The sequence below is a fragment of the Streptomyces sp. NPDC001153 genome, from assembly GCF_053598315.1.
Map to the genome: position 1 here is coordinate 25,470 of NZ_JBSFJZ010000021.1, position 20,098 is coordinate 45,567.

15 protein-coding genes, 3 tRNA genes and 2 pseudogenes are annotated in these 20,098 nt (G+C 70.4%); 13 read left to right on the plus strand and 7 right to left on the minus strand.

Features of this window, described 5'->3' with window-relative positions; all coding sequences use genetic code 11:
- Complete coding sequence (locus ACWDEN_RS23855; protein ID WP_351608157.1) at positions 1-681, minus strand: SanA/YdcF family protein; 681 nt, start codon at positions 679-681, stop codon at positions 1-3.
- 162 nt (positions 682-843) lie between these two features.
- Here ACWDEN_RS23855 and ACWDEN_RS23860 point away from each other — a divergent pair, with 162 nt between their 5' ends.
- From ACWDEN_RS23860 to dnaG, 4 genes are all read left to right on the plus strand, one after another.
- Positions 844-1,704: a sirohydrochlorin chelatase gene (locus ACWDEN_RS23860; protein WP_351608160.1), complete on the plus strand. Its 861-nt coding sequence runs from the start codon at positions 844-846 to the stop codon at positions 1,702-1,704.
- 109 nt (positions 1,705-1,813) lie between these two features.
- Complete coding sequence (locus ACWDEN_RS23865; RefSeq protein WP_351608163.1) at positions 1,814-3,091, plus strand: deoxyguanosinetriphosphate triphosphohydrolase; 1,278 nt, start codon at positions 1,814-1,816, stop codon at positions 3,089-3,091.
- A 104-nt stretch (positions 3,092-3,195) separates the two neighbouring features.
- A complete protein-coding gene (locus ACWDEN_RS23870; RefSeq protein WP_351608166.1) occupies positions 3,196-4,461 on the plus strand; it encodes an NAD(P)/FAD-dependent oxidoreductase in 1,266 nt (421 codons plus the stop codon).
- Between the two features lie 56 nt (positions 4,462-4,517).
- Positions 4,518-6,422 (plus strand): DNA primase, encoded by a 1,905-nt coding sequence (dnaG, locus tag ACWDEN_RS23875; protein ID WP_351608169.1) that lies wholly within the window; start codon positions 4,518-4,520, stop codon positions 6,420-6,422.
- Here the strand turns inward: dnaG and ACWDEN_RS23880 are convergent.
- Together ACWDEN_RS23880 and ACWDEN_RS23885 are read right to left on the minus strand one after the other, a co-directional pair.
- Entirely contained in the window at positions 6,419-7,393 is a 975-nt protein-coding gene (locus ACWDEN_RS23880) for a nucleotidyl transferase AbiEii/AbiGii toxin family protein (protein WP_450860133.1), read from the minus strand. The two genes, dnaG and ACWDEN_RS23880, sit on opposite strands and share 4 nt — an antisense overlap.
- Positions 7,394-7,398: 5 nt before the next feature.
- Positions 7,399-8,007, minus strand: coding sequence for a hypothetical protein (locus ACWDEN_RS23885; RefSeq protein ID WP_450860083.1), 609 nt, complete (start codon positions 8,005-8,007; stop codon positions 7,399-7,401).
- A gap of 128 nt (positions 8,008-8,135) precedes the next feature.
- On the opposite strand from ACWDEN_RS23885, the pseudogene ACWDEN_RS23890 reads away from it, so the two are divergent.
- Positions 8,136-9,414, plus strand: a pseudogene (locus ACWDEN_RS23890) (RNA polymerase sigma factor).
- Between the two features lie 32 nt (positions 9,415-9,446).
- On the opposite strand, the gene ACWDEN_RS23895 reads toward ACWDEN_RS23890, so the two are convergent.
- The 4 genes from ACWDEN_RS23895 to ACWDEN_RS23910 form a co-directional block, all read right to left on the minus strand.
- The gene (locus ACWDEN_RS23895) at positions 9,447-11,372 is read right to left on the minus strand and encodes an ABC transporter ATP-binding protein (protein ID WP_351608173.1); all 1,926 of its coding nucleotides are present in this window, start codon (positions 11,370-11,372) and stop codon (positions 9,447-9,449) included.
- Positions 11,372-13,105, minus strand: a complete 1,734-nt coding sequence (locus ACWDEN_RS23900) for an ABC transporter ATP-binding protein (protein ID WP_351608174.1) — start codon at positions 13,103-13,105, stop codon at positions 11,372-11,374. The genes ACWDEN_RS23895 and ACWDEN_RS23900 overlap by 1 nt, the downstream gene beginning before the upstream one ends.
- A 141-nt stretch (positions 13,106-13,246) precedes the next feature.
- Positions 13,247-14,686: an FGGY family carbohydrate kinase gene (locus tag ACWDEN_RS23905; protein WP_351608176.1), complete on the minus strand. Its 1,440-nt coding sequence runs from the start codon at positions 14,684-14,686 to the stop codon at positions 13,247-13,249.
- A gap of 74 nt (positions 14,687-14,760) precedes the next feature.
- Positions 14,761-15,066, minus strand: coding sequence for a YtxH domain-containing protein (locus ACWDEN_RS23910; protein ID WP_351608178.1), 306 nt, complete (start codon positions 15,064-15,066; stop codon positions 14,761-14,763).
- Between the two features lie 159 nt (positions 15,067-15,225).
- On the opposite strand from ACWDEN_RS23910, the gene ACWDEN_RS23915 reads away from it, so the two are divergent.
- The 8 genes and pseudogenes from ACWDEN_RS23915 (at position 15,226) to ACWDEN_RS23950 (ending at position 20,088) form a co-directional block, all read left to right on the plus strand.
- Positions 15,226-15,298: transfer RNA gene (locus tag ACWDEN_RS23915), tRNA-Asn, on the plus strand.
- 6 nt (positions 15,299-15,304) lie between these two features.
- Positions 15,305-15,377, plus strand: a tRNA-Asn gene (locus ACWDEN_RS23920).
- A gap of 177 nt (positions 15,378-15,554) precedes the next feature.
- Positions 15,555-15,628: transfer RNA gene (locus ACWDEN_RS23925), tRNA-Ile, on the plus strand.
- Between the two features lie 600 nt (positions 15,629-16,228).
- Positions 16,229-16,345: pseudogene (locus ACWDEN_RS23930) on the plus strand (IS630 family transposase); the annotation flags it as partial.
- A gap of 463 nt (positions 16,346-16,808) precedes the next feature.
- The gene (locus ACWDEN_RS23935) at positions 16,809-17,324 is read left to right on the plus strand and encodes a hypothetical protein (protein WP_450860084.1); all 516 of its coding nucleotides are present in this window, start codon (positions 16,809-16,811) and stop codon (positions 17,322-17,324) included.
- Complete coding sequence (locus ACWDEN_RS23940) at positions 17,321-17,965, plus strand: hypothetical protein (RefSeq protein WP_450860085.1); 645 nt, start codon at positions 17,321-17,323, stop codon at positions 17,963-17,965. Before ACWDEN_RS23935 ends, ACWDEN_RS23940 begins: the two co-directional genes overlap by 4 nt.
- The gene (locus ACWDEN_RS23945; RefSeq protein ID WP_450860086.1) at positions 17,965-19,644 is read left to right on the plus strand and encodes a putative T7SS-secreted protein; all 1,680 of its coding nucleotides are present in this window, start codon (positions 17,965-17,967) and stop codon (positions 19,642-19,644) included. Before ACWDEN_RS23940 ends, ACWDEN_RS23945 begins: the two co-directional genes overlap by 1 nt.
- A gap of 27 nt (positions 19,645-19,671) precedes the next feature.
- Positions 19,672-20,088, plus strand: a complete 417-nt coding sequence (locus ACWDEN_RS23950) for a DUF4279 domain-containing protein (protein ID WP_450860087.1) — start codon at positions 19,672-19,674, stop codon at positions 20,086-20,088.
- Positions 20,089-20,098 lie beyond the last annotated feature (10 nt).

Consider the following 20,098-nt stretch of genomic DNA (forward strand, 5'->3'; position numbering starts at 1 on the left):
TCAGTCCCGGGCCCCCGCCAGCGCCTTGGTGACTCCGCTCTCCCGCGGCCCGAGGAACGTCGGATCCGGGTGGAACACCGCGTCCAGCACCGCCTTGCCCGCCGCGAACACCTCGCGCGTCCCGCCGTAGTACCAGGTCACGTCGTGCTTGTCGGCCACCCCGACCCCGTACGAGTCCACCCCTGCCGCTTCGCACAGGGCCACCGCCCGCCGGATGTGGAAGCCCTGGCTGATCAGCACGGCCCGGTCCACACCGAAGATCTTCTTGGCCCGGACGCAGGAGTCCCAGGTGTCGAACCCGGCGTAGTCCCTGACGATCCGGTCACCCGGCACCCCGTGGTGCGTGAGGTAGGCGCGCATGGCGTCGGGCTCGTCGTAGTCCTTGCGGCTGTTGTCCCCGGTGACCAGCACGACGTGGACCCGCCCCGCCCGGTACAGCCGCGCCGCCGCGTCCAGCCGGTGCGCGAGATACGGCGACGGTTCCCCGTTCCACAGCCCGGCCCCGAAGACCATGGCGACCTGGGTCCGCGGGGCGTCCGCCGTCGTGCGCAGCCGGTCCGCCGTGGACACGAACAGCCAGGTCGCCGGCAGCAGCGCCAGCACACACCCGGCCATCACGGCCTGCACCAGCCGCCGCTGCCCCGTGCGGGTGCGCGGCAGCCGCGGTCGACGGATCTTCATATGGCCCCCAGGGATCGGTTCCGACCGGTTCCGACCATGGAGGACGCCACCGGCAGCCGTCCGGTTCGCCTCACATCGAGCATCCGTACGACGTGAAGCAGCGGAAAACGCTCGTGACGGCCCGGCAACGGCCGCGCAACCTGGTGCCGTCAGGATCCTTGCATGACGGCGTCGCACCCTCCCCGCTCCGAGCCCCGCGTCGACCTCGACAGCACGGCGCACCTCATGAACAGCATCGGCAGCCAGCTCGCCGGCCGGCTCCGGCTGGTCTCCCCGCTCGGCCACCGCCGCACGGCCCCGCCCGCCCTCGTCCTGGTCGCCCACGGCAGCCGCGACCCGCGCGCCCTGGAGACCGTACGGACGCTGGCGGACCGGGTACGCGAACTGCGCCCCGGCCTCCCCGTCCACCTGGGCCACATCGAGCTGAACGAGCCCCTGCTCCCGGACACCCTCGCCGCGCTCGGCGACACCCCCGCCGTCCTGGTCCCGCTGCTCCTCTCCCGTGGCTACCACGTCAAGCAGGACATCCCCCAGATGGCCGCCGCCGCACAGGCACCCACCCGACTGGCCGCCCCGCTCGGCCCGCACCCGCTCCTGGTGGAGACCCTCTACGACCGCCTCCTCGAGGCCGGCTGGCCCACGGCCCCCAACCCGGCCACCCGCCGTGCGAGCGCGGTCGTGCTGGCCGCGGCCGGCTCCCGCGACCCCGACTCGGCCACCGACACCCGCCGCACGGCCCGGCTCCTGGCGGACCGGCTGGGCGTGCCGGTCGTCCCGGCCTACGCCTCGGCGGCGACCCCGACGGTCCCGACGGCGATACGGGCCCTGACGGCGAGGGGCCGGCACCGGGTGGCGGTCGCCTCGTACTTCACGGCCCCGGGGCGTTTCGCGACGCAGTGCGCGAAGGCGGCGCCGTGGACGGCCTCGGCCCCCCTGGGCGCGCATCCGGCGATGGCCCGCCTGATCCTGCACAGATACGACCAGGTGAGAGCGGTGACAGTGGCCGAACCGGCCTCGGCTTGAAAGAAGGGCTGCGAAAAGAGGGGGCACGCGGAACTGCGCGACAAGCCACCCACGACCCGCACGCGCCCCAGAACGGAACAGGGCGGACGAGTGGGCATACTGTCGAAGAATGGAAGGCACCGCACTCGACAACGGCCCCTACGACCCGACCTCGGCGGAGCGTTGGGCCCCAGAGCCCGACAAACGCCCCGGCCGCACCGCCTTCCAACGCGACCGCGCCCGCATCCTCCACTCCGCCGCGCTCAGAAGACTCGCCGGCAAGACCCAGGTCGTCACCCCAGGAGCCCACAGCCAGGTATGGGACGCCAGCCCCAGAACAAGGCTCACCCACTCACTCGAATGCGCCCAGGTGGGCCGGGAACTCGGCGCGGCCCTCGGCTGTGACCCCGACCTGGTGGAGGCCGCCTGCCTCGCCCACGACCTCGGTCACCCGCCCTTCGGCCACAACGGCGAACAGGCGCTGAACGCCTTCGCTGACGACTGCGGCGGCTTCGAGGGCAACGCCCAGTCCCTCAGGCTCCTCACCCGCATCGAGCCGAAACGGTTCACCGAGGACCGCTCGGTCGGCCTCAACCTCACCCGTGCCACCCTCGACGCCGCCACCAAGTACCCCTGGCCGCGCGGCGCCCACCCCACCGACCCGGCGTCGCGGAAGTTCGGCGTCTACGAGGACGACCGCCCGGTGTTCGACTGGGTCAGGGCGCACGCCCCCGGCACCCGCACCTGCTTCGAGGCCCAGGTCATGGACTGGTCGGACGACGTGGCGTACTCGGTCCACGACGTCGAGGACGGCCTGCACGCCGGTCACATCGACCCCAACTGCCTGCACGCCGAGCCCGAGCGGCAGGCGGTGTTCGAGGTCGCCATCGGCCGGTACGTCCCCGCGGACACCGACCCGGCCGAACTGGCCGCCGCCCTCGACCGCCTCCAGGACGAGGAGTGGTGGCCGCACGGCTACGACGGCACCGCGGTCGCCCAGGCCCGGCTGAAGGACGCCACCAGCCAGCTCATCGGCCGGTTCTGCCTGGCCGCCGAGGGCGCCACCCGCGCCGCGTACGGCACCGGCCGGCTCACCCGCTACGACGCCGAACTCGTCGTACCACGCGAGGCCCGCATGGAGTGCGCGGTGCTCAAGGCGGTCGCGGACCGGTATGTGATGCAGCGCGCGGAGCAGGAGCGGCTGCGCGCGGACCAGCGGGTCGTCGTGGCGGAGCTGGCGGAGGCGCTCACCGCCCGCGCGCCGGACGGGCTGGATCCACAGTTTCGGGCCCTGTTCGACGGGGCAGGCGACGACCATGCACGCAAGCGGGTGATCGTCGACCAGATCGCCTCCCTCACCGACGCCTCCGCGCGCTCGCTGCACGCGAGACTTACGGGGCATATGTGAGAGGAACATGACCCTCCGTGGCCTGATCGGGTCACTCCCTCTTCCCGCAGCACGCCCGGTGCGGGACGCTCGCATATGGCGGCACCCTTACGAGGAGGCATCAAGTGGTCGACGCGGATCAGACATTCGTCATCGTCGGGGGCGGTCTCGCCGGCGCGAAGGCGGCCGAGACACTCCGGGCGGAGGGCTTCACCGGCCGGGTGATACTGATCAGCGACGAGCGCGACCACCCCTACGAGCGACCGCCGCTGTCCAAGGGCTTTCTGCTCGGCAAGAAGGAACGCGACAGCGTCTTCGTGCACGAACCGGCCTGGTACGCGCAGAACGACATCGAGCTGCACCTCGGCCAGTTCGTGGACCGCATCGACCGCAGCGCGAAGACGGTCCGCTTCGGCGACGACGGCACCCTCGTCCGCTACGACAAGCTGCTGCTCGTCACCGGCGCCGAGCCCCGCCGCCTGGACATCCCCGGCACCGGCCTGGCGGGCGTGCACCATCTGCGCCGCCTCGCCCACGCCGAGCGCCTCAAGGGCGTTCTCACGGCCCTCGGCCGGGACAACGGGCACCTGGTGATCGCGGGCGCGGGCTGGATCGGCCTGGAGGTCGCGGCGGCGGCCCGCGAGTACGGCGCGGAGGTCACGGTGATCGAACCGGCGCCGACCCCGCTGCACGGCGTCCTCGGCCCCGAGCTCGGCGGCGTCTTCGCGGAGCTGCACCGCGAGCACGGCGTCCGCTTCCACTTCGGGCGGCAGCTCACCGAGATCGTCGGCCAGGACGGCATGGTCCTCGCGGTCCGCACCGACGACGGCGAGGAGCACCCGGCGCACGACGTCCTCGCCGCGATCGGCGCGGCCCCGCGTGTCGGCCTCGCCGAGGCGGCGGGCCTGGAGATCGCCGACCGGGCGCACGGCGGCGGCATCGTCGTCGACGAGCGGCTGCGCACGTCCGACCCGGACATCTACGCGGCCGGTGACGTGGCGAACTTCCCCCTCGCCCTGTTCGACACCCGGCTGCGGGTCGAGCACTGGGCGAACGCGCTGAACGGCGGCCCGGCGGCGGCCCGCGCGATGCTCGGCCAGGACGTGACGTACGACCGCGTGCCGTACTTCTTCACCGACCAGTACGACCTGGGCATGGAGTACAGCGGCTGGGCGCCGGCCGGGTCGTACGACGAGGTGGTGATCCGGGGCGACGCCGGCAAGCGGGAGTTCATCGCGTTCTGGGTGAGGGAGGGACGCGTGCTGGCCGGGATGAACGTGAACGTGTGGGATGTCACAGAGCAGATCCAGAAGCTGATCCGTTCCAGGGCCCGGGTGAACACGGAGGCCCTGGCCGACCCGCACGTCCCTCTGGACGGCCTCGCTTCCTGACCACCGGGAACACCGGGAACGGCGGGGCTGTCGGTGCACCCCCGTAGAATCGCCTCGTGGCAGGACGGATCAACGACGAGGACGTGAAGGCGGTACGGGACGCGGTCCCGATCGACGCCGTGGTCTCCGAGTACCTCCAGCTGCGCAACGCGGGCGGCGGCAACCTCAAGGGGCTGTGCCCGTTCCACGACGAGAAGTCGCCGTCCTTCCAGGTCAGCCCCAGCAAGGGACTCTTCCACTGCTTCGGCTGCCAGGAGGGCGGCGACACCATCACCTTCGTGATGAAGGTGGACCACCTCTCCTTCTCCGAGGCGGTCGAGCGGCTCGCCGCCCAGGCCGGCATCACCCTGCGCTACGAGGAGGGCGGGTACAACCCGGCCCACCAGCGCGGCGAGCGCATCCGCCTGGTCGAGGCGCACAAGATCGCCGCGCAGTGGTACGCCGAGCAGCTCGCCACCGGCCCCGAGGCCGAGACCGGCCGGATCTTCCTCGCCGAGCGCGGCTTCGACCAGGCCGCCGCCGTCCACTTCGGCGTCGGCTACAGCCCCCAGGGCTGGGACCACCTCACCCGCTATCTGCGCGGCAAGGGCTTCTCCGACAAGGAGCTGCTCCTGTCCGGCCTGTCCCAGGAGGGCCGCCGCGGCCCCATCGACCGCTTCCGGGGCCGTCTGATGTGGCCGATCCGGGACATCGGCGGCGAGGTCGTCGGCTTCGGCGCCCGCAAGCTGTACGAGGCGGACAACGGCCCGAAGTACCTGAACACGCCGGAGACGGCGATCTACCGGAAGAGCCAGGTGCTGTACGGCATCGACCTGGCGAAGAAGGAGATCGCGAAGACCAGCCGCGCGGTCGTGGTCGAGGGCTACACGGACGTCATGGCCTGCCACCTGGCCGGAGTGACCACCGCCATCGCGACCTGCGGTACGGCCTTCGGCGGCGAGCACATCAAGATCCTCCGCCGCCTGCTGATGGACAACGGCAGCGCACGCGTCATCTTCACCTTCGACGGCGACGCGGCCGGCCAGAAGGCGGCCCTGCGCGCCTTCGAGGACGACCAGAAGTTCGCCGCCGAGACCTACATCGCGATCGCGCCCGACGGCATGGACCCGTGCGAGCTGCGCCTGGCCAAGGGCGACGAGGCGGTGGCGGACCTGGCCGAACCGCGGACGCCGCTCTTCGAGTTCGCGCTCCGCCAGATCCTGAGCCGCTACGACCTGGACACCCCGGCGGGCCGGGCGGCGGCGCTGGACGAGGCCGCGCCGATCGTCGCCCGCATCAAGAACAGCGGCGCCCAGCACGAGGTCGCCGTCGAACTGGCCGGCATGCTCGGCATCCTCGACACCCAGTTCGTGGTCCGGCGGGTGGCCCAGCTGGCCCGCTGGGCCCGGGAGGGCAAGGGCCCGCAGCAGCAGGGCCGTCCCCGCGCGGCCGACCAGCAGTGGGCTGCGGCGCCGCGTCCCGCGAACAGCGGCCCGGCCCTGACCCTGCGCAACCCGGTCCACGCCGCCGAACGCGAACTGCTCAAACTCGCCCTGCAGCGCCCCGAACTGGTCTCCCCGGCCTTCGACGCGTACGGCGTGGACGAGTTCACCGCGCCGCCGTACGCGGCCGTGCGCCAGACGGTCGCGGAGGCGGGCGGCGCGGAGTACGGCGTCCAGGACCCGCAGGAGTACCTGGTCCGGGTCCGCGAGGCCGCGCCCGACGACACCGTCCGCGCGATGGTCACCGAGCTGGCCGTGGAGCCGATCCTGCGCCGCACGGTGGACGAGACGTACGCCGGCACGGTCCTGGTCCAGATCCGCCGCCGCGCCGTCGAACGCCGTATCCACGACATCCAGTCCCAGCTGACCCGCCTGGCCACCGGCGGCGACCCGGCCCAGCTGGCGGCCGTACAGAACGAGATGTGGGTCCTGCAGCAGTACGACCAGGCGTTGCGGGAGCGGGGCGCGGAGGCGCTCTAGCGGCCCGCGAAGGTCGGTGTCACCGCCTGCACCAGCCGCTTCGCGAACTCGCGCCCGCGGTGGGCGAACCGCGGGTACTCGGTGACGAAGTGGTCCCACTCGGCGTACTCCGCGGCCTGTGCCACCTCCCGCAGGGTGACCAGCTCGCGGTCCCGGCCGGCGCTGCCCGAGAGCTGGAAGACCCGCAGCAGCAGGTCGTAGGGGAGCGGGTGGGATTCGGCCAGCAGCACGGCGTCGTACAGGTCCTTGCCCTGGGGATGCATGTCGTCGATCAGCCACATCAGCTTCCAGGCCAGCGACAGCGCGGGGGACGCGGCCAACAGCACGTTTCGGCCGGGCAGTTCGACCGGCTCCGGCGGCTCGGGCAGCTCCTCGGTGAAGACGAAGTCCAGCTGCACGTGCCCGCCGGGCAGGCCGGGTGCCGACCAGGGCAGGAGCATGCGGCGGCCGGGCACGCGGTCGTAGGTCCAGATGTCCTCCACGAGGGTGCTCCGGGCCGCGAACCTCACTCCGCCGGCATCCGCCGCCGCCCGCGCCTGGGCCGCCTCCGCGATGCCGTCGAGCATCCGGGGCGTGCGCGCCTCCTCGATCCCCCAGTCCGCCGGTACGACCACGAAGTCCAGGTCACCGGGCTCGCGGGCCGCCTCCCCGAACCACAGGGACATCAGCAGGCTGCCGCGCAGCACCAGGGACTCGGCCCACTCGGAGTCCCCGATCCCGGCCAGGACCAGATGCAGCGCCCGCCGCCGGGCCGTACGCCACGCCTCGCCGCGCGCCGGGTCGGCGAAGGCGGGGTCGGTGGCGCGGTAGGCGTTCTGGTACTGCTTGAGGGCCGGTTCGAAGACGGGCCGCTGGGTCACGTCGTCGCCCGGTACCTGCGTCAGTGTGCTTGGCAGGTCGTTCGCCCGCCGGGTCGCCTCGTCCAGGGGCTCTGCGGGAAGCCGCTCGCTGCGCCACAGGGCGCGCCACATCTCGCTCACGCCGACACCTCCAGCCATCCCTCGTCCACCGACTCGTCACTGTCGTACAGCACGAACTCCCGCTCCACGGACAGGACTTCGAGCCCGTCGAGCTCCGCGAGCAGCAGGCGCAGCGCCTCTTCGGCCTCGGCGTCCCGCACACCCCGGCAGCGCTGCGTCACGAACCGCTCGTGCCGCCCGCCCTCGCGGACCCGCCGGGCGTTCCACGACAGATGCGCGCCGTGCGGGACGACCCGCGCGGTCAACGAGGTCAGGTCGGTCTCCGCGTCCAGCAGCAGCTTCACGTGGTGCTCGAAGTACCGCCCGCCCCCGCACGGCCCGTCCGGCACCTCCGGTGCCCACGGCGCCGACTCCGTCTTCACCCGGACCGGCGCGAAACCGGCCGACCGCAGTGCCGCCACCGTCCTGGCCGCCCGTGCCGACTGCTCGGCGTACGAGGACGAACCGGTCAGCGTCAGCATCGGCTGGTCCCGCATCCGGCCGCGGGCCAGCACGATGTGCGTCAGCTTCAGCCCGGCCGCCTCCGCCCAGCCGCGCAGCCGCTGCCTCTCGGCGGGGCCGGCACAGCGGACGGTCACATGGGTTTCGTACAGGAGTCCGGACACCCGGGGATCCTCCCAGATCACGGCGGGATACGACGCCCGGTTTTCGGTCCCGGATCACCAGCCGGTCACGAACCGGACGCAAAAAGTCACCGCAAGCCCCTCGTGGCGGGGATGTGTCGTACTCCACACTGGGTCCGGTGCCCGAGTCCCCGGGGCCTGTCCCAGGAGCGCAGGCCGTCGACTCTCCGCTCCCGAAGTACCGCTGCCGCACAGCCTTCAGCAGCGATCATCCTGGAGGTCGCCCCCGTGCAGACCCAGACCCTCAGCCAGACCGACAGCGCGACCAGTGCCACCAGCACCACCGCCATGACCGCTGACGAGCCGGACGCGGAGACGGACGTTGTCGTGGCCGTGCCGCCGCAGGGCCGCGCCGCCCTCCACCCGGAGGCGGTGCCCGCCGAACCCTCGGAACCACCGGCAGAAGCGCTCGCGGACGAGCCGGAGGACGCGGCCGAGCCCGTCGAGACGCCGGTCCCGGCCCGGGCCGAGACCGGCGGGCCCTCGGCCGACCTGTTCCGCCAGTACCTGCGCGAGATCGGCCGTATCCCGCTGCTCACCGCCGCCGAGGAGGTCGAACTGGCCCGCAGGGTCGAGGCCGGCCTGTTCGCGGAGGAGAAGCTCGGCAACGCGCCCGATCTGGACAGCCAGTTGGCGCTCGACCTGGACCGGCTCGTCGTCATGGGGCGGATGGCCAAGCGGCGGCTCATCGAGGCCAACCTGCGGCTCGTCGTCTCCGTCGCCAAGCGGTACGTCGGCCGCGGCCTGACCATGCTCGACCTGGTCCAGGAGGGCAACCTCGGGCTGATCCGGGCGGTGGAGAAGTTCGACTACGCCCGCGGCTACAAGTTCTCGACGTACGCCACCTGGTGGATCCGCCAGGCCATGTCCCGGGCCCTGGCCGACCAGGCCCGCACCATACGGGTCCCGGTGCACGTGGTGGAGCTGATCAACCGGGTCGTGCGCGTCCAGCGGCGCATGCTCCAGGAGCGGGGGTACGAGCCGACGCCCGACGAGGTCGCCGCGCACCTCGACCTGCCGCCCGAACGGGTCTCCGAGGTGCTGCGCCTGGCCCAGGAACCGGTCTCGCTGCACGCCCCGGTCGGCGAGGAGGACGACGTCGCCCTCGGCGACCTGATCGAGGACGGGGATGCCGCGAGCCCCGTGGAGTCGGCGGCGTTCCTGCTGCTGAGGGAGCACCTGGAGGCCGTCCTCTCCACCCTCGGCGAGCGGGAGCGGAAGGTCGTGCAGCTCCGCTACGGGCTCATCGACGGCCGGCCCCGCACCCTGGAGGAGATAGGCCGGCTGTTCGGGGTGACCCGGGAGCGGATACGGCAGATCGAGTCCAAGACCCTCAACAAGCTCCGGGACCATGCCTTCGCGGACCAGCTGAGGGGTTACCTGGACTGAACGGGGGCCGCCCGCCGGCGGCCCCCGTGCGGCTAGTCCACCTCGGCCACGGCCTGCGCGAACTGGGCCTTGTACAGCCGGGCGTACGCACCGTCGGCCGCCAACAGCTCGGTGTGCGCGCCCTGTTCCACGATCGAGCCGTTCTCCATGACGAGAATCGTGTCCGCGTCCCGGATGGTCGACAGCCGGTGCGCGATCACGAACGACGTCCGCCCCGCCGCCAGCTTCGCCATCGCCTTCTGGATCAGCACCTCGGTGCGGGTGTCGACCGAACTCGTCGCCTCGTCCAGCACCAGGATCGTCGGGTCGGACAGGAACGCCCGCGCGATGGTGATGAGCTGCTTCTCACCGGCGCTGACGCCCGTGCCCTCGTCGTCGATCACGGTGTCGTACCCGTCGGGAAGGGTGCGGACGAACCGGTCGGCGTGCGCCGCCCGTGCCGCCTCCTCGATCTCCCCGCGGGTGACCTCCCTGGACGCCCCGTACGCGATGTTCTCCGCGATCGTGCCGCCGAACAGCCAGGTGTCCTGCAGCACCATGCCGATCCCGGACCGGAGTTCGTCCCGGGACATCTTCCGGATGTCGACCCCGTCGAGGGTGATCCGGCCGCCCGAGACGTCGTAGAACCGCATCAGCAGGTTGACCAGCGTGGTCTTGCCCGCGCCCGTCGGACCGACGATCGCCACCGTGTGACCCGGCTCCACCGTGAGCGAGAGGTCCTCGATCAGCGGCTTCTCCGGGTCGTACCGGAACGACACGTGCTCCAGCCGCACCCGGCCGCGCAGCTCCGCCGGCCGCTCGCCCGGCACCGGATCCGCCTCCTGCTCCTCCGCGTCCAGGAGTTCGAAGATCCGCTCGGCCGAGGCGACACCGGACTGCACCAGGTTCGCCATCGACGCCACCTGGGTCAGCGGCATCGAGAACTGCCGCGAGTACTGGATGAAGGCCTGGACGTCACCGATGGACAGGGAACCCGAGGCGACGCGCAGGCCGCCGACCACCGCCACCAGGACGTAGTTCAGGTTCGACACGAACATCATCAGCGGCTGCATGACACCGCTGTTGAACTGCGCCTTGAACGCGGCCTCGTACAGCGCCTCGTTCTGCTCGGCGAACTGCTTCGCCGACTCCTGCTGCCGGCCGAACACCTTCACCAGGGTGTGCCCGGTGTACATCTCCTCGACGTGCGCGTTCAGCTTGCCGGTGGAGCGCCACTGCTGCACGAAGTGCGGCTGCGAGCGCTTGCCGACCCGGGTGGCCACCAGGAACGACAGCGGCACGGTGACCAGGGCCACCAGTGCCAGGATCCAGGAGACGTAGAACATCATCGCGAGCACGCCGATGATGGTCAGCAGCGAGTTGATCAGCTGGCCCATCGACTGCTGGAGCGTCTGACCGATGTTGTCGATGTCGTTGGTCGCGCGGGAGAGCACCTCGCCGCGCTGGCGCTTGTCGAAGTACGACAGCGGCAGCCGCGACAGCTTCGCCTGCACCGACTCGCGCATCCGGTACATCGTGCGGTTCACGGCCCGGTTGACCAGCCGGGTCGCCACCGCCATCAGCAGGCCGGCGACCAGGAACGTGCAGAGCGCGAGCAGCAGGACGTCGCCGACGGCACCGAAGTCGATGCCCTTGCCGGGCGTGAAGTCGGTGCTCTTCAGCATGTCCGCGATGGAGCCCTTGCCATGGGCCCGCATCTGGTCGAGGACCTGCTGCTTGGTGGCCCCCGCCGGCATCTGCCGGCCGATGATGCCGGCGAAGACCAGGTCGGTGGCCCTGCCGAGGATCTTCGGGCCGATCACGCTGAGGGTCACGCTGACGACCACGCACAGCAGCAGGCCGTAGATCGTGAGCCGTTCGGGTTTGAAGAGGGAGACGAGCCGTTTGCCCGACCCCTTGAAGTCCATCGAGCGCTGGTCGGGCCCGCCCCCGGCCATCATGCGCATGGGCCCGGCCATCAGGCAGCCTCCGCTTCCGTCAGCTGGGAGAGCACGATCTCCCGGTACGTCTCGTTGCCCGCCATCAGTTCCCGGTGCCGGCCGGAGCCGACCACCCGGCCCTCGTCCATCACGATGATCCGGTCCGCCTCCCGGATGGTCGCCACCCGCTGGGCGACGATGACGACGGTCGCCTCGGCGGTCTCGCGGGCGAGCGCGGTGCGCAGGGCCGCGTCGGTGGCGTAGTCGAGCGCGGAGAAGGAGTCGTCGAAGAGGTAGATCTCCGGGCGCTGGACCAGGGTGCGCGCGATGGCGAGGCGCTGGCGCTGGCCGCCGGAGACGTTCGTACCGCCCTGCGCGATGGGCGCGTTCAGGCCGCCCTCCAGCTTGCTCACGAAGTCCTTGGCCTGCGCCACCTCCAGCGCGTGCCACAGCTCCTCGTCGGTGGCGTCCGGGTTGCCGTAGCGCAGGTTGGTGGCGACCGTCCCCGCGAACAGGTACGGCTTCTGCGGCACCAGCCCGACCGTCCGCGCGAGCAACCGGGGTTCGACCTCCTGGACGTCCACGCCGTCGACCAGGACCTCGCCCTCGGTGGCGTCGAACAGCCGCGGGACCAGCCCGAGCAGGGTCGACTTGCCGCTGCCGGTCGAGCCGATCACGGCGGTCACCTCACCGGGGCGGGCCACCAGGTCGATGGACTTCAGCACCGGCTCCTCGGCCCCCGGATAGCGGAAGCCCGCACCCCGGATCTCGAGGTGGCCGTGGCGGCGCAGCTCGGCGACGGGCGCGAGGGGCGGCACCACGCTGGAGTCGGTCCCGAGGACCTCCTCGATGCGCTCGGCGCACACCTCGGCGCGCGGCACCATCATGAACATGAAGGTGGCCATCATCACGGACATCACGATCTGCATCAGATAGGCGAGGAACGCGGTCAGGTCGCCGATCTGCATCCCGCCGCTGTTGATGCGGTGGGCGCCGAACCACACCACCGCGATCGACGACAGGTTCACCACGGTCATGACGATCGGGAACATCAGCGCGAGCATCCGACCGGTGGCCAGCTGCATCTCGGTCAGGTCGCCGTTCGCCTTTCCGAAACGGCCCATCTCGTACTCGTCGCGGACGAAGGCGCGGATCACCCGGTTGCCGGTGATCTGCTCGCGCAGCACCCGGTTCACCGTGTCCAGGCGGACCTGCATCGACCGGAACAGCGGCCGCAGCCGGCGCACGATCAGCGTCACGGAGATGCCGAGCACCGGGACCACCGCCACCAGCACCCCGGACAGCGGCACGTCCAGGCCGAGCGCCAGCACGATGCCGCCCACGCACATGATGGGCGCCGACACCATCAGGGTGAACGTCATCAGGGCCAGCATCTGGACCTGCTGTACGTCGTTCGTCGTACGGGTGATGAGGGAGGGCGCTCCGAAGTGACCCACCTCCCGCGCGGAGAAGGACTGCACCCGGTCGAAGACGGCGCCGCGCACGTCCCGGCCGAGCGCGGAGGCGGTCCGCGCGCCGTAGTACACGGCGCCGATGTTGCACACGACCTGTGCGAGCGAGATGCCGATCATCAGGGCGCCGAAGGACAGGATGTAATCCGTGTCACCCTTCACGACACCGTTGTCGATGATGTGCGCGTTCAGCGTGGGCAGGTAGAGGGTGGCGCAGGTCTGCAGGAACTGCAGCAGCACCAGGAGGGCTATGGGCTTCTTGTAGGGCCTGAGATAGGTCCGCAGGAGTCGTATGAGCACGCTAGGTCTCTCGGAGTCGGCGGGTGGGGGCTGGTCGGTTGCCCCTGGCCCCTATCGTCGGTCACTCCACCCGCGTTACCTCAACCGATTAACCCGACAGCGGACCAAAGGCCGAGGGTCCTCGGCCGCCGGCCCTACGTCTCACCCGCGGAACGCCCCCGGGTGGGTCTGCTCCCGCACCGCCGTGAACTGCTGCCGCACCGCCTGCCCCACGGCCAGCTCGTCGCCCGGCTCCAGCACCTGCGCCGCCGCGCCCTGCCAGGCCGGCGGGGTGCGCGGATCGAGGGTGCCCTGCGACACGCCGAGCGCCCAGGCCGCCTGCCGGGCCGCGCCGATCGCCGCGTAGTCCGCGGGCTGCGGTACGACGACCTGCGCGCCGAACAGCGAGGGCGCCGAGGCCTGTACGGCGGGCAGCTCGGCGGCCGGGCCCAGCAGGAAGATCCGCCGTACGTCCACGCCCCGCCCGCGCAGCACGTCCAGCGCGTCGCCGAGCCCGCACAGCATGCCCTCGAACGCGGCCCGCGCCAGATGCTCGGGCTTCATCGACTCGCGCCTCAGGCCCGCGAGGGTCCCGGCGGTGTGCGGCAGATTCGGCGTCCGCTCACCCTCCAGATAGGGGAGCAGGACCAGCCCGTGCGCGCCCGGTGTGGACTTCATCGCCAGCTCGGACAGGCTCTCCAGGTCCGGCAGCCCGAGGAGTTCGGCGGTCCCGCGCAGGGCCCGTACGGCGTTCAGGGTGGTCACGACCGGCAGGTGCATGCCGGTGGCGTCGGCGAGCGAGGTGATCATCCCGGACTGGTCGGCGAGCGCCTCGGGGTGCACGGCCATGACGGACCCGGAGGCCCCGAGCGACACCACCGCGTCCCCCAGCCCGATCCCGAGCCCGAACGCGGCGGCCATGGTCTCCCCGGTCCCGGCGGAGATCAGCAGCCCCTCCGGGGTCGTACCGGCCGCGTCCGACGGGCCGATCACCTCCGGCAGCATCGCCTGGTGGCCGAGCGCCAGCTCGACCAGGTCGGGCCGGTAGGCGCCGGTGGCCGCCGACCAGTACCCGGTGCCGGAGGCGCCGCCGCGGTCGGTGGTCCTGCGCACCGGCCGCCCGAGCAGCTGCCAGACCAGCCAGTCGTGCGCCTGGAGCAGTACGGCCGTCCTGCGGGCGTTCTCCGGCTCGGTCTTGGCGAGCCAGCGCAGCTTGGTGACGGGCTGTGCGGCCGACGGTACGCATCCCACGGCCTGCGCCCAGGCCTCCCGTCCGCCGAGCGCGTCGACGAGGTCGGCCGCCGCGACCTGGGCCCGCTTGTCGCCGCCGACCAGCGCCGGGCGCACGGTGTTGCCCTGGGCGTCCAGCGGGACCAGCGCGTTCTGCTGGGCCGACACCCCGATGGCCTGCACGCCCTCGAGGAGGCCGCCGCCGGCCGCCTCGCCGAGGGAGAGCAGCCAGGCCTGCGGATCTATGTCGCTCGGGCGGCCCTCCACTGGGTGCGAGGCGTATCCCTGCCGCAGTACGGCACCGGTGTCCGTGTCGCAGACCACGATGCGTGTGAAGTCCGGTGAGCTGTCCAAGCCGGCGACTATCCCCATGCCCTGAATTTTGCAGCATTCCTGTGGATGCGGTGGCCGAGGGCGGCCAAGGGGGTGTGGGGAAGTGTGCGGCCCTACGTGTTGCTGGTGCCCCAGTCGTCCTCCGGCGTGCCGTTCAGGTTCCGCTCGCGGAGGGAACGTACCCGCTGGGCGACGGTCTCGGGGACCCGGTCGCCGACCTTGTGGCTGACCGTGTGGAAGGCCTTGCCGGCGTACTGGCGGCCCTGCTGGGCGGCGGTCTCGGCCGTGTTGCGGACGGCCGGGTTCTGCGCGATCCGCCGAGCGGACTTCTTCAGCTGCTCGTAGCGCTCGCGTCCGGCCCTCGTGCCGAGTACGTAACCGAGGGCCAGTCCGGCGACGAACGTGAGCCGGTAGCGCATGGCTGCCACCCTTCCCTTGCCTGGGTCTGCTGGAGCGACGTGGGCGCCGGGGGAACCGATTGGCGGAGCACCCCCCTGCTTGCGCTAATGTATGTGTCGCAGCGAGCGCCCGCCCCCTGGCGAATACCCAGGTAGGTACGTTCGATGCAATCGAGGCGATCCTCCGTAGCTCAATTGGCAGAGCAGCCGGCTGTTAACCGGCAGGTTACTGGTTCGAGTCCAGTCGGGGGAGCTTCGGTCCTCCGTAGCTCAATTGGCAGAGCAGCCGGCTGTTAACCGGCAGGTTACTGGTTCGAGTCCAGTCGGGGGAGCGCGATGAACGAGGACCCCTTGGGGGTCCTTTTTCATGTCCGCGGGAACCGCCGCGCCTGCGTCCATGTCCTCAAGGTCATGAGCAGCGCAGAAGCCGACCATCCTGAAGCAGGAGATCGTATGAGCGGCTATGCTGCGGCAGCAGGCGCGCACACTTGTACGCGACACGCCGCTATGGGGCGGTAGCTCAGCCGGTTAGAGCAGCGGACTCATAATCCGTCGGCCGTGGGTTCGAGTCCCACCCGCCCCACCGAGCACCACAGGTGCAGAAACGTTCTCACCTGCGACGTTCCTAGTCAGGGCGACCGCGGAAGGACCCTGGCGGCCTGTCCCGATCAGGTAATCACGCATGTTGGGACAGGTGCTGGGACGTCGAAGTCCGACAAGTCGGACGATTGGTCTTTTGTGGGTCGACGCTCGTGCTGTCGCAGGCATCTATGCGCAGCTCCTTGCCTGGGAATGGCCCGACCTGGAGTGCCCAGCAGGCCGAACATGATCAAGGCTCCCTGGTTGCGAATGGCGGGTAAGTCCCTCGACTGCAGCAGCGCCGCAGGGCCGTGCCTTATGAGGAGCCTGCCAAGCTGCTGGGCCCCTCGCTCCGGGGTCGGTCCAGAAGTGGTCAGTGTCGTCGACGGGACTGCGGTGGCGGATGCAGGCGGCCGTCAGCGACGGCTCGGAACGCCGGGCCGTTTCTGGGACTCGGTTGTATGCGCATGCGACTGCCCGAAGGTGCAGCTCCGCTCGCGGTGCTGGGCCCCGGCAGTGGCAAGGTCGGTGATGCCGCATGTTGTCGGCCGCCCGGCCGTCCGGCGTCGTGGTCACCTTTGTGACCGGTGGCGGGAGTATTGACCGGGACGCGTGGGAGAAAGGCGGCGCGCACGCGCTGCGCTCGAAGGGGCCGGGCTCCGTGGAGCGGGTGAGCCCCAGGCAGTGGGAGCGGCTGGAGCGGGAGCTCGGGCGCGGTCCGCGCGGGGGCCGCCCGCCGGCACCATTCGGCTGCCGCGGTGATGGAGTCGTGGCCCGCGGGTGTCATCGCGCGGACTGCCAGGGCCGGCAGGGAGGAGAGCCGGTAGCGTGCCTCGCTGGCTCCGCGCTGATCGGTGAGCGACTCGAACTCGGCGGCCAGGCTGCGGGCTTGATCCCGCACGGCACCCTCACGCAGGGCTGCAGACGGGGCGCGGGGCGAACGGCAGCAGTGGTGGGCGGCGATGGTGGGACGAACACGGCACCTTAGTGGATCTTGAAGCGTAGAGAACTCCGTGATCCACAGGGGGCCGTGCTCGCCTGCCTCTGGGCCCGCCGCCGACATCAACCCACCCAAGTCGAACGGGCCGGGCAAACGCCGGAGCCTGGTAAGGAACCCGCCAACTCGGGCGGTGGATTCCGTGCCGCGTTGCTGCTGGCACCACGCGAATGTGATGATCCGAGGCATGTCTGAGCACGGGGACGACGTCGACTCGACCGCACAACTACCCAGGTCACGGCTGTACGACTACGTGGACGTGACCGGTCCCGACGAGGAGGAGCTCGAGCCTTCGCCGAGCACCCTCCAACTCGATGCCGCTGAACGCAGGCGTCGTGAATTCGCGGTGCTACTGGATGAGTTCCGTCGTACCGCCGTGCTGGTACCGGTGGACGAGGACGGGGCTCCGCTGACGGGCGATTTCGGCGGGGTCTGCTGGATCTACGCCTTCTCTGATGAACGTGCGCTGGCCCGTTTCGCGTTCGCGCGAGGTGAGGGCGGGCGTGGGTGGGCCTTTCAGCGGTGGCTCGGAGCACGGCTGTTGGACGCGGCGGTGCCGGCGGTGGGGGCGCCGTGCGGGGTGGCGCTGGATGTGGGGTCCGAGGGTGAGGGCGCGCTGTTCCCGCCGGTGCGCGGGATCGTGCCGGACACGGTGGCGGTGAATGTCGAGGCACAGGCGGCAACGACGGGGGATGAGCGGTGACCGATGAGCGCGGCAAGGACCTGAAGACGGAAGGGCTGGGGCTGATCGCCAAGGGTCTGACCGATGCCCTGGCGGAGTTGAAGGACATCGGCATGATCGGCGAGGCCGGCGCCGGGCGTGGGTTCAACGAGATCGCCCTGTCCGGCATGGAGTTGGGGCACGAGGGTCTGACGGGCGAGTTCCAGTCGTTCTGCGACCGCTGGGAGTGGGGCGTGCGTGCGCTGATCATCGAGGGCAACAACTTCGCTCACGACACGGGGCTTGCGGCCGGTATCTACTACGAGACCGATCAGTATGTCAGCGGCGCGTTGAAGGTCGGTGCGAACTCGCTGGTAGGCGACCCGCATGCCTCCGAGGCAGACGTCGAGAAGATGAGCTGGGGCCAGTGGGCCGACAGCACGGCGGACGCCTACACCCATCCGGACTACAGCGAGAAGTCCTTCGACAAGGCGTGGGACACCAGCAAGCAGGCCTGGATGGCCAACGGGCGGGACTTCATGCACTCGCAGGCAGCCGAGAACATGGGCGTCCGGCCGGCCGGTGTCTCGGACGCCGAGTGGAACAAGTACGTCGACACAGTCTTCCCCGCCTCTCCACAGGCCGGCGCCCAGGGCGCCGGGCAGCAGGGCGGTGAGGGCTGATGGGGTGGGGCAAGGTCGCCAACTCGATCGTGGGCGGTGCCGAGCACCTCTACGACCAGGGCAAGAAGAAGCTCGGTGAAGGCGTCGACTACGTCACCGACGAGGTCGGCAAAGGCCTCGACCACGTCGGGCTGCACGACTGGGCGAACGCGGTCGAGGACTGGGGCGACGGACTGGCCTCCGACCTGGGCGCCACTCCGGGCGAGCAGCAACTCGGCCAGAGCGACGACGCGAGCCAGCTCCTCCACGGCAGCCCCCACAGCATCCGCGAGAGCGCCAGACACCTGCGGAAGTTCCACGATGCCTTCGACAAGGTCGGCCAGGGCCTGAGGAAGGTCGACTCCTCCGGCTGGCAGGGCGAGGGCGGGGACGCCTTCCGCAAGAAGTTCGGCGTCCATCCGGCCAAGTGGGCGCAGGCTGCCGAGGCCTGCCACACGGCTTCGGCCGCGCTGGAGTCGTACGCCGACACCGTCCAGTGGGCCCAGGGCCAGGCCAAGGAAGCCATCGCGCTCTACGACAAGGGCGTGAAGGCCTCCAAGGACGGCACCGACGCCTACAACAAGAAGGTCGACGCCTACAACGCCAAGGTGAAAGCAGGGCAGGAGCCGGGCCCCAAACCCGGCCCGTTCCACGACCCGGGCAAGGCCGACATCACCGAGGCCGTCCACAAACTCGCCGCGGCCCGCAAGCAGCGCAACACCGCCGCCGCCGAAGCCCAGGGCAAGGTCAAAGCGGCCCTCGCCCACGCACCCGCCGAGCCCCCGCCGCTGCAACGCCTAGAAAGCGACTTCGGCGACCTCCTGCTGGCCGACACCACCGAAGCGGTCCACTTCGGCGGCGGCCTGGTCAAGGGCGCGGCCGGCCTGATCGGCTTCGTCCGCAGCCTGGACCCCACCGACCCCTACAACGTCACACACCCTGCCGAGTACCTCCAGGGTGTAAGCATGACGCTGTCCGGCCTCGTCTCCGCGGACATGCACCCCGACCGGGCCCTGAAGGACATGTGGAACCAGGCCCGCAAGGACCCCGCCGAGTTCGAAGGCCGCATGTTGTCCCAGCTCCCTGCCGGCGACGGCGCCGGCATGGAACTCGGCCTGGCGCGGGACGCGGCGGAAGCGGGCCTGACGCGGCAGGCGGCGGGAGCGGCAGCGCGGCAAGAGGCGCGGGCGGGCCTTGGGCGTGAAGCTGTCAGAGGTGCCGGGGATCCCATGCCCGAGCGTGCCGACGTCATGCAGGCGCTGCGCGACTCCAACCCGCAGATGCTGAACAAGAAATGGCCGGACACTGATGGCCGTTACTACGCGGACCGGGTGCTCGCCGGTGGCCGTCCGGACGGGGAGACAGTCTTCGCGGGGCATGGCTACATCGAACCCAAGGCCGGTGAAATCGTGGTTCCCGAGGGAACCAACATCTCTTTCTACGTGCAGCACGGAGACATGCTTCCCGGTCTCAACGGCCTGACCGTCGAGCGAGGCGTGTATCCGGGAGGCTACGTGGAGACATTCGGGCCGGGCGAGACCATTCCGAACTACACTCTGGGTCCTCCCACACCAAGCGGCGGTGGAGGTTTCAGCGTGTTCGAGAACTCAACGACCGTTGCCGAAAGGACGCGACTGGAAGACCTTCTAAAACCCGGCATGGGAAATGTCCACTGGGCTGCGTGCCGTGAGATCGGCTAGAATTTCTTGAACTGTGAGGGGTTGCACATGGGTACGGCAGAAAGACGCGAATGGGTGTTGACGCAGGTGTCACTCGACATTAAAGGAAGAGAACTTCAGCCCGAGGAGGTCACGTCCTTCCTCGGTATCGAACCCACCGGTGTGCGCAATCCAGGACCCCCTGGTAAATGGGAACTCCCGGGCACCGTCGAGGGAATGTGGGGCATCGATTGCAATGAGCGCACCAGCCGGGACTTTCACGAGCAACTGAGCCACATCCTTTCCATCATGGAAAGCAAGCAGCCTGAACTCGCGCAATTGGTCGAGCAGGGTCATGAAGTGATCCTCGACATCTACGGATTCGCCGGTAACGACTGCACCCTCGCCCTCCGGCCAGAGGAGATCAAGCGCATCGCACTCCTCGGCTTCCCGCTCCGGGTCGCGGCCAATATGAACGAACGCTGAAAAATCAGTC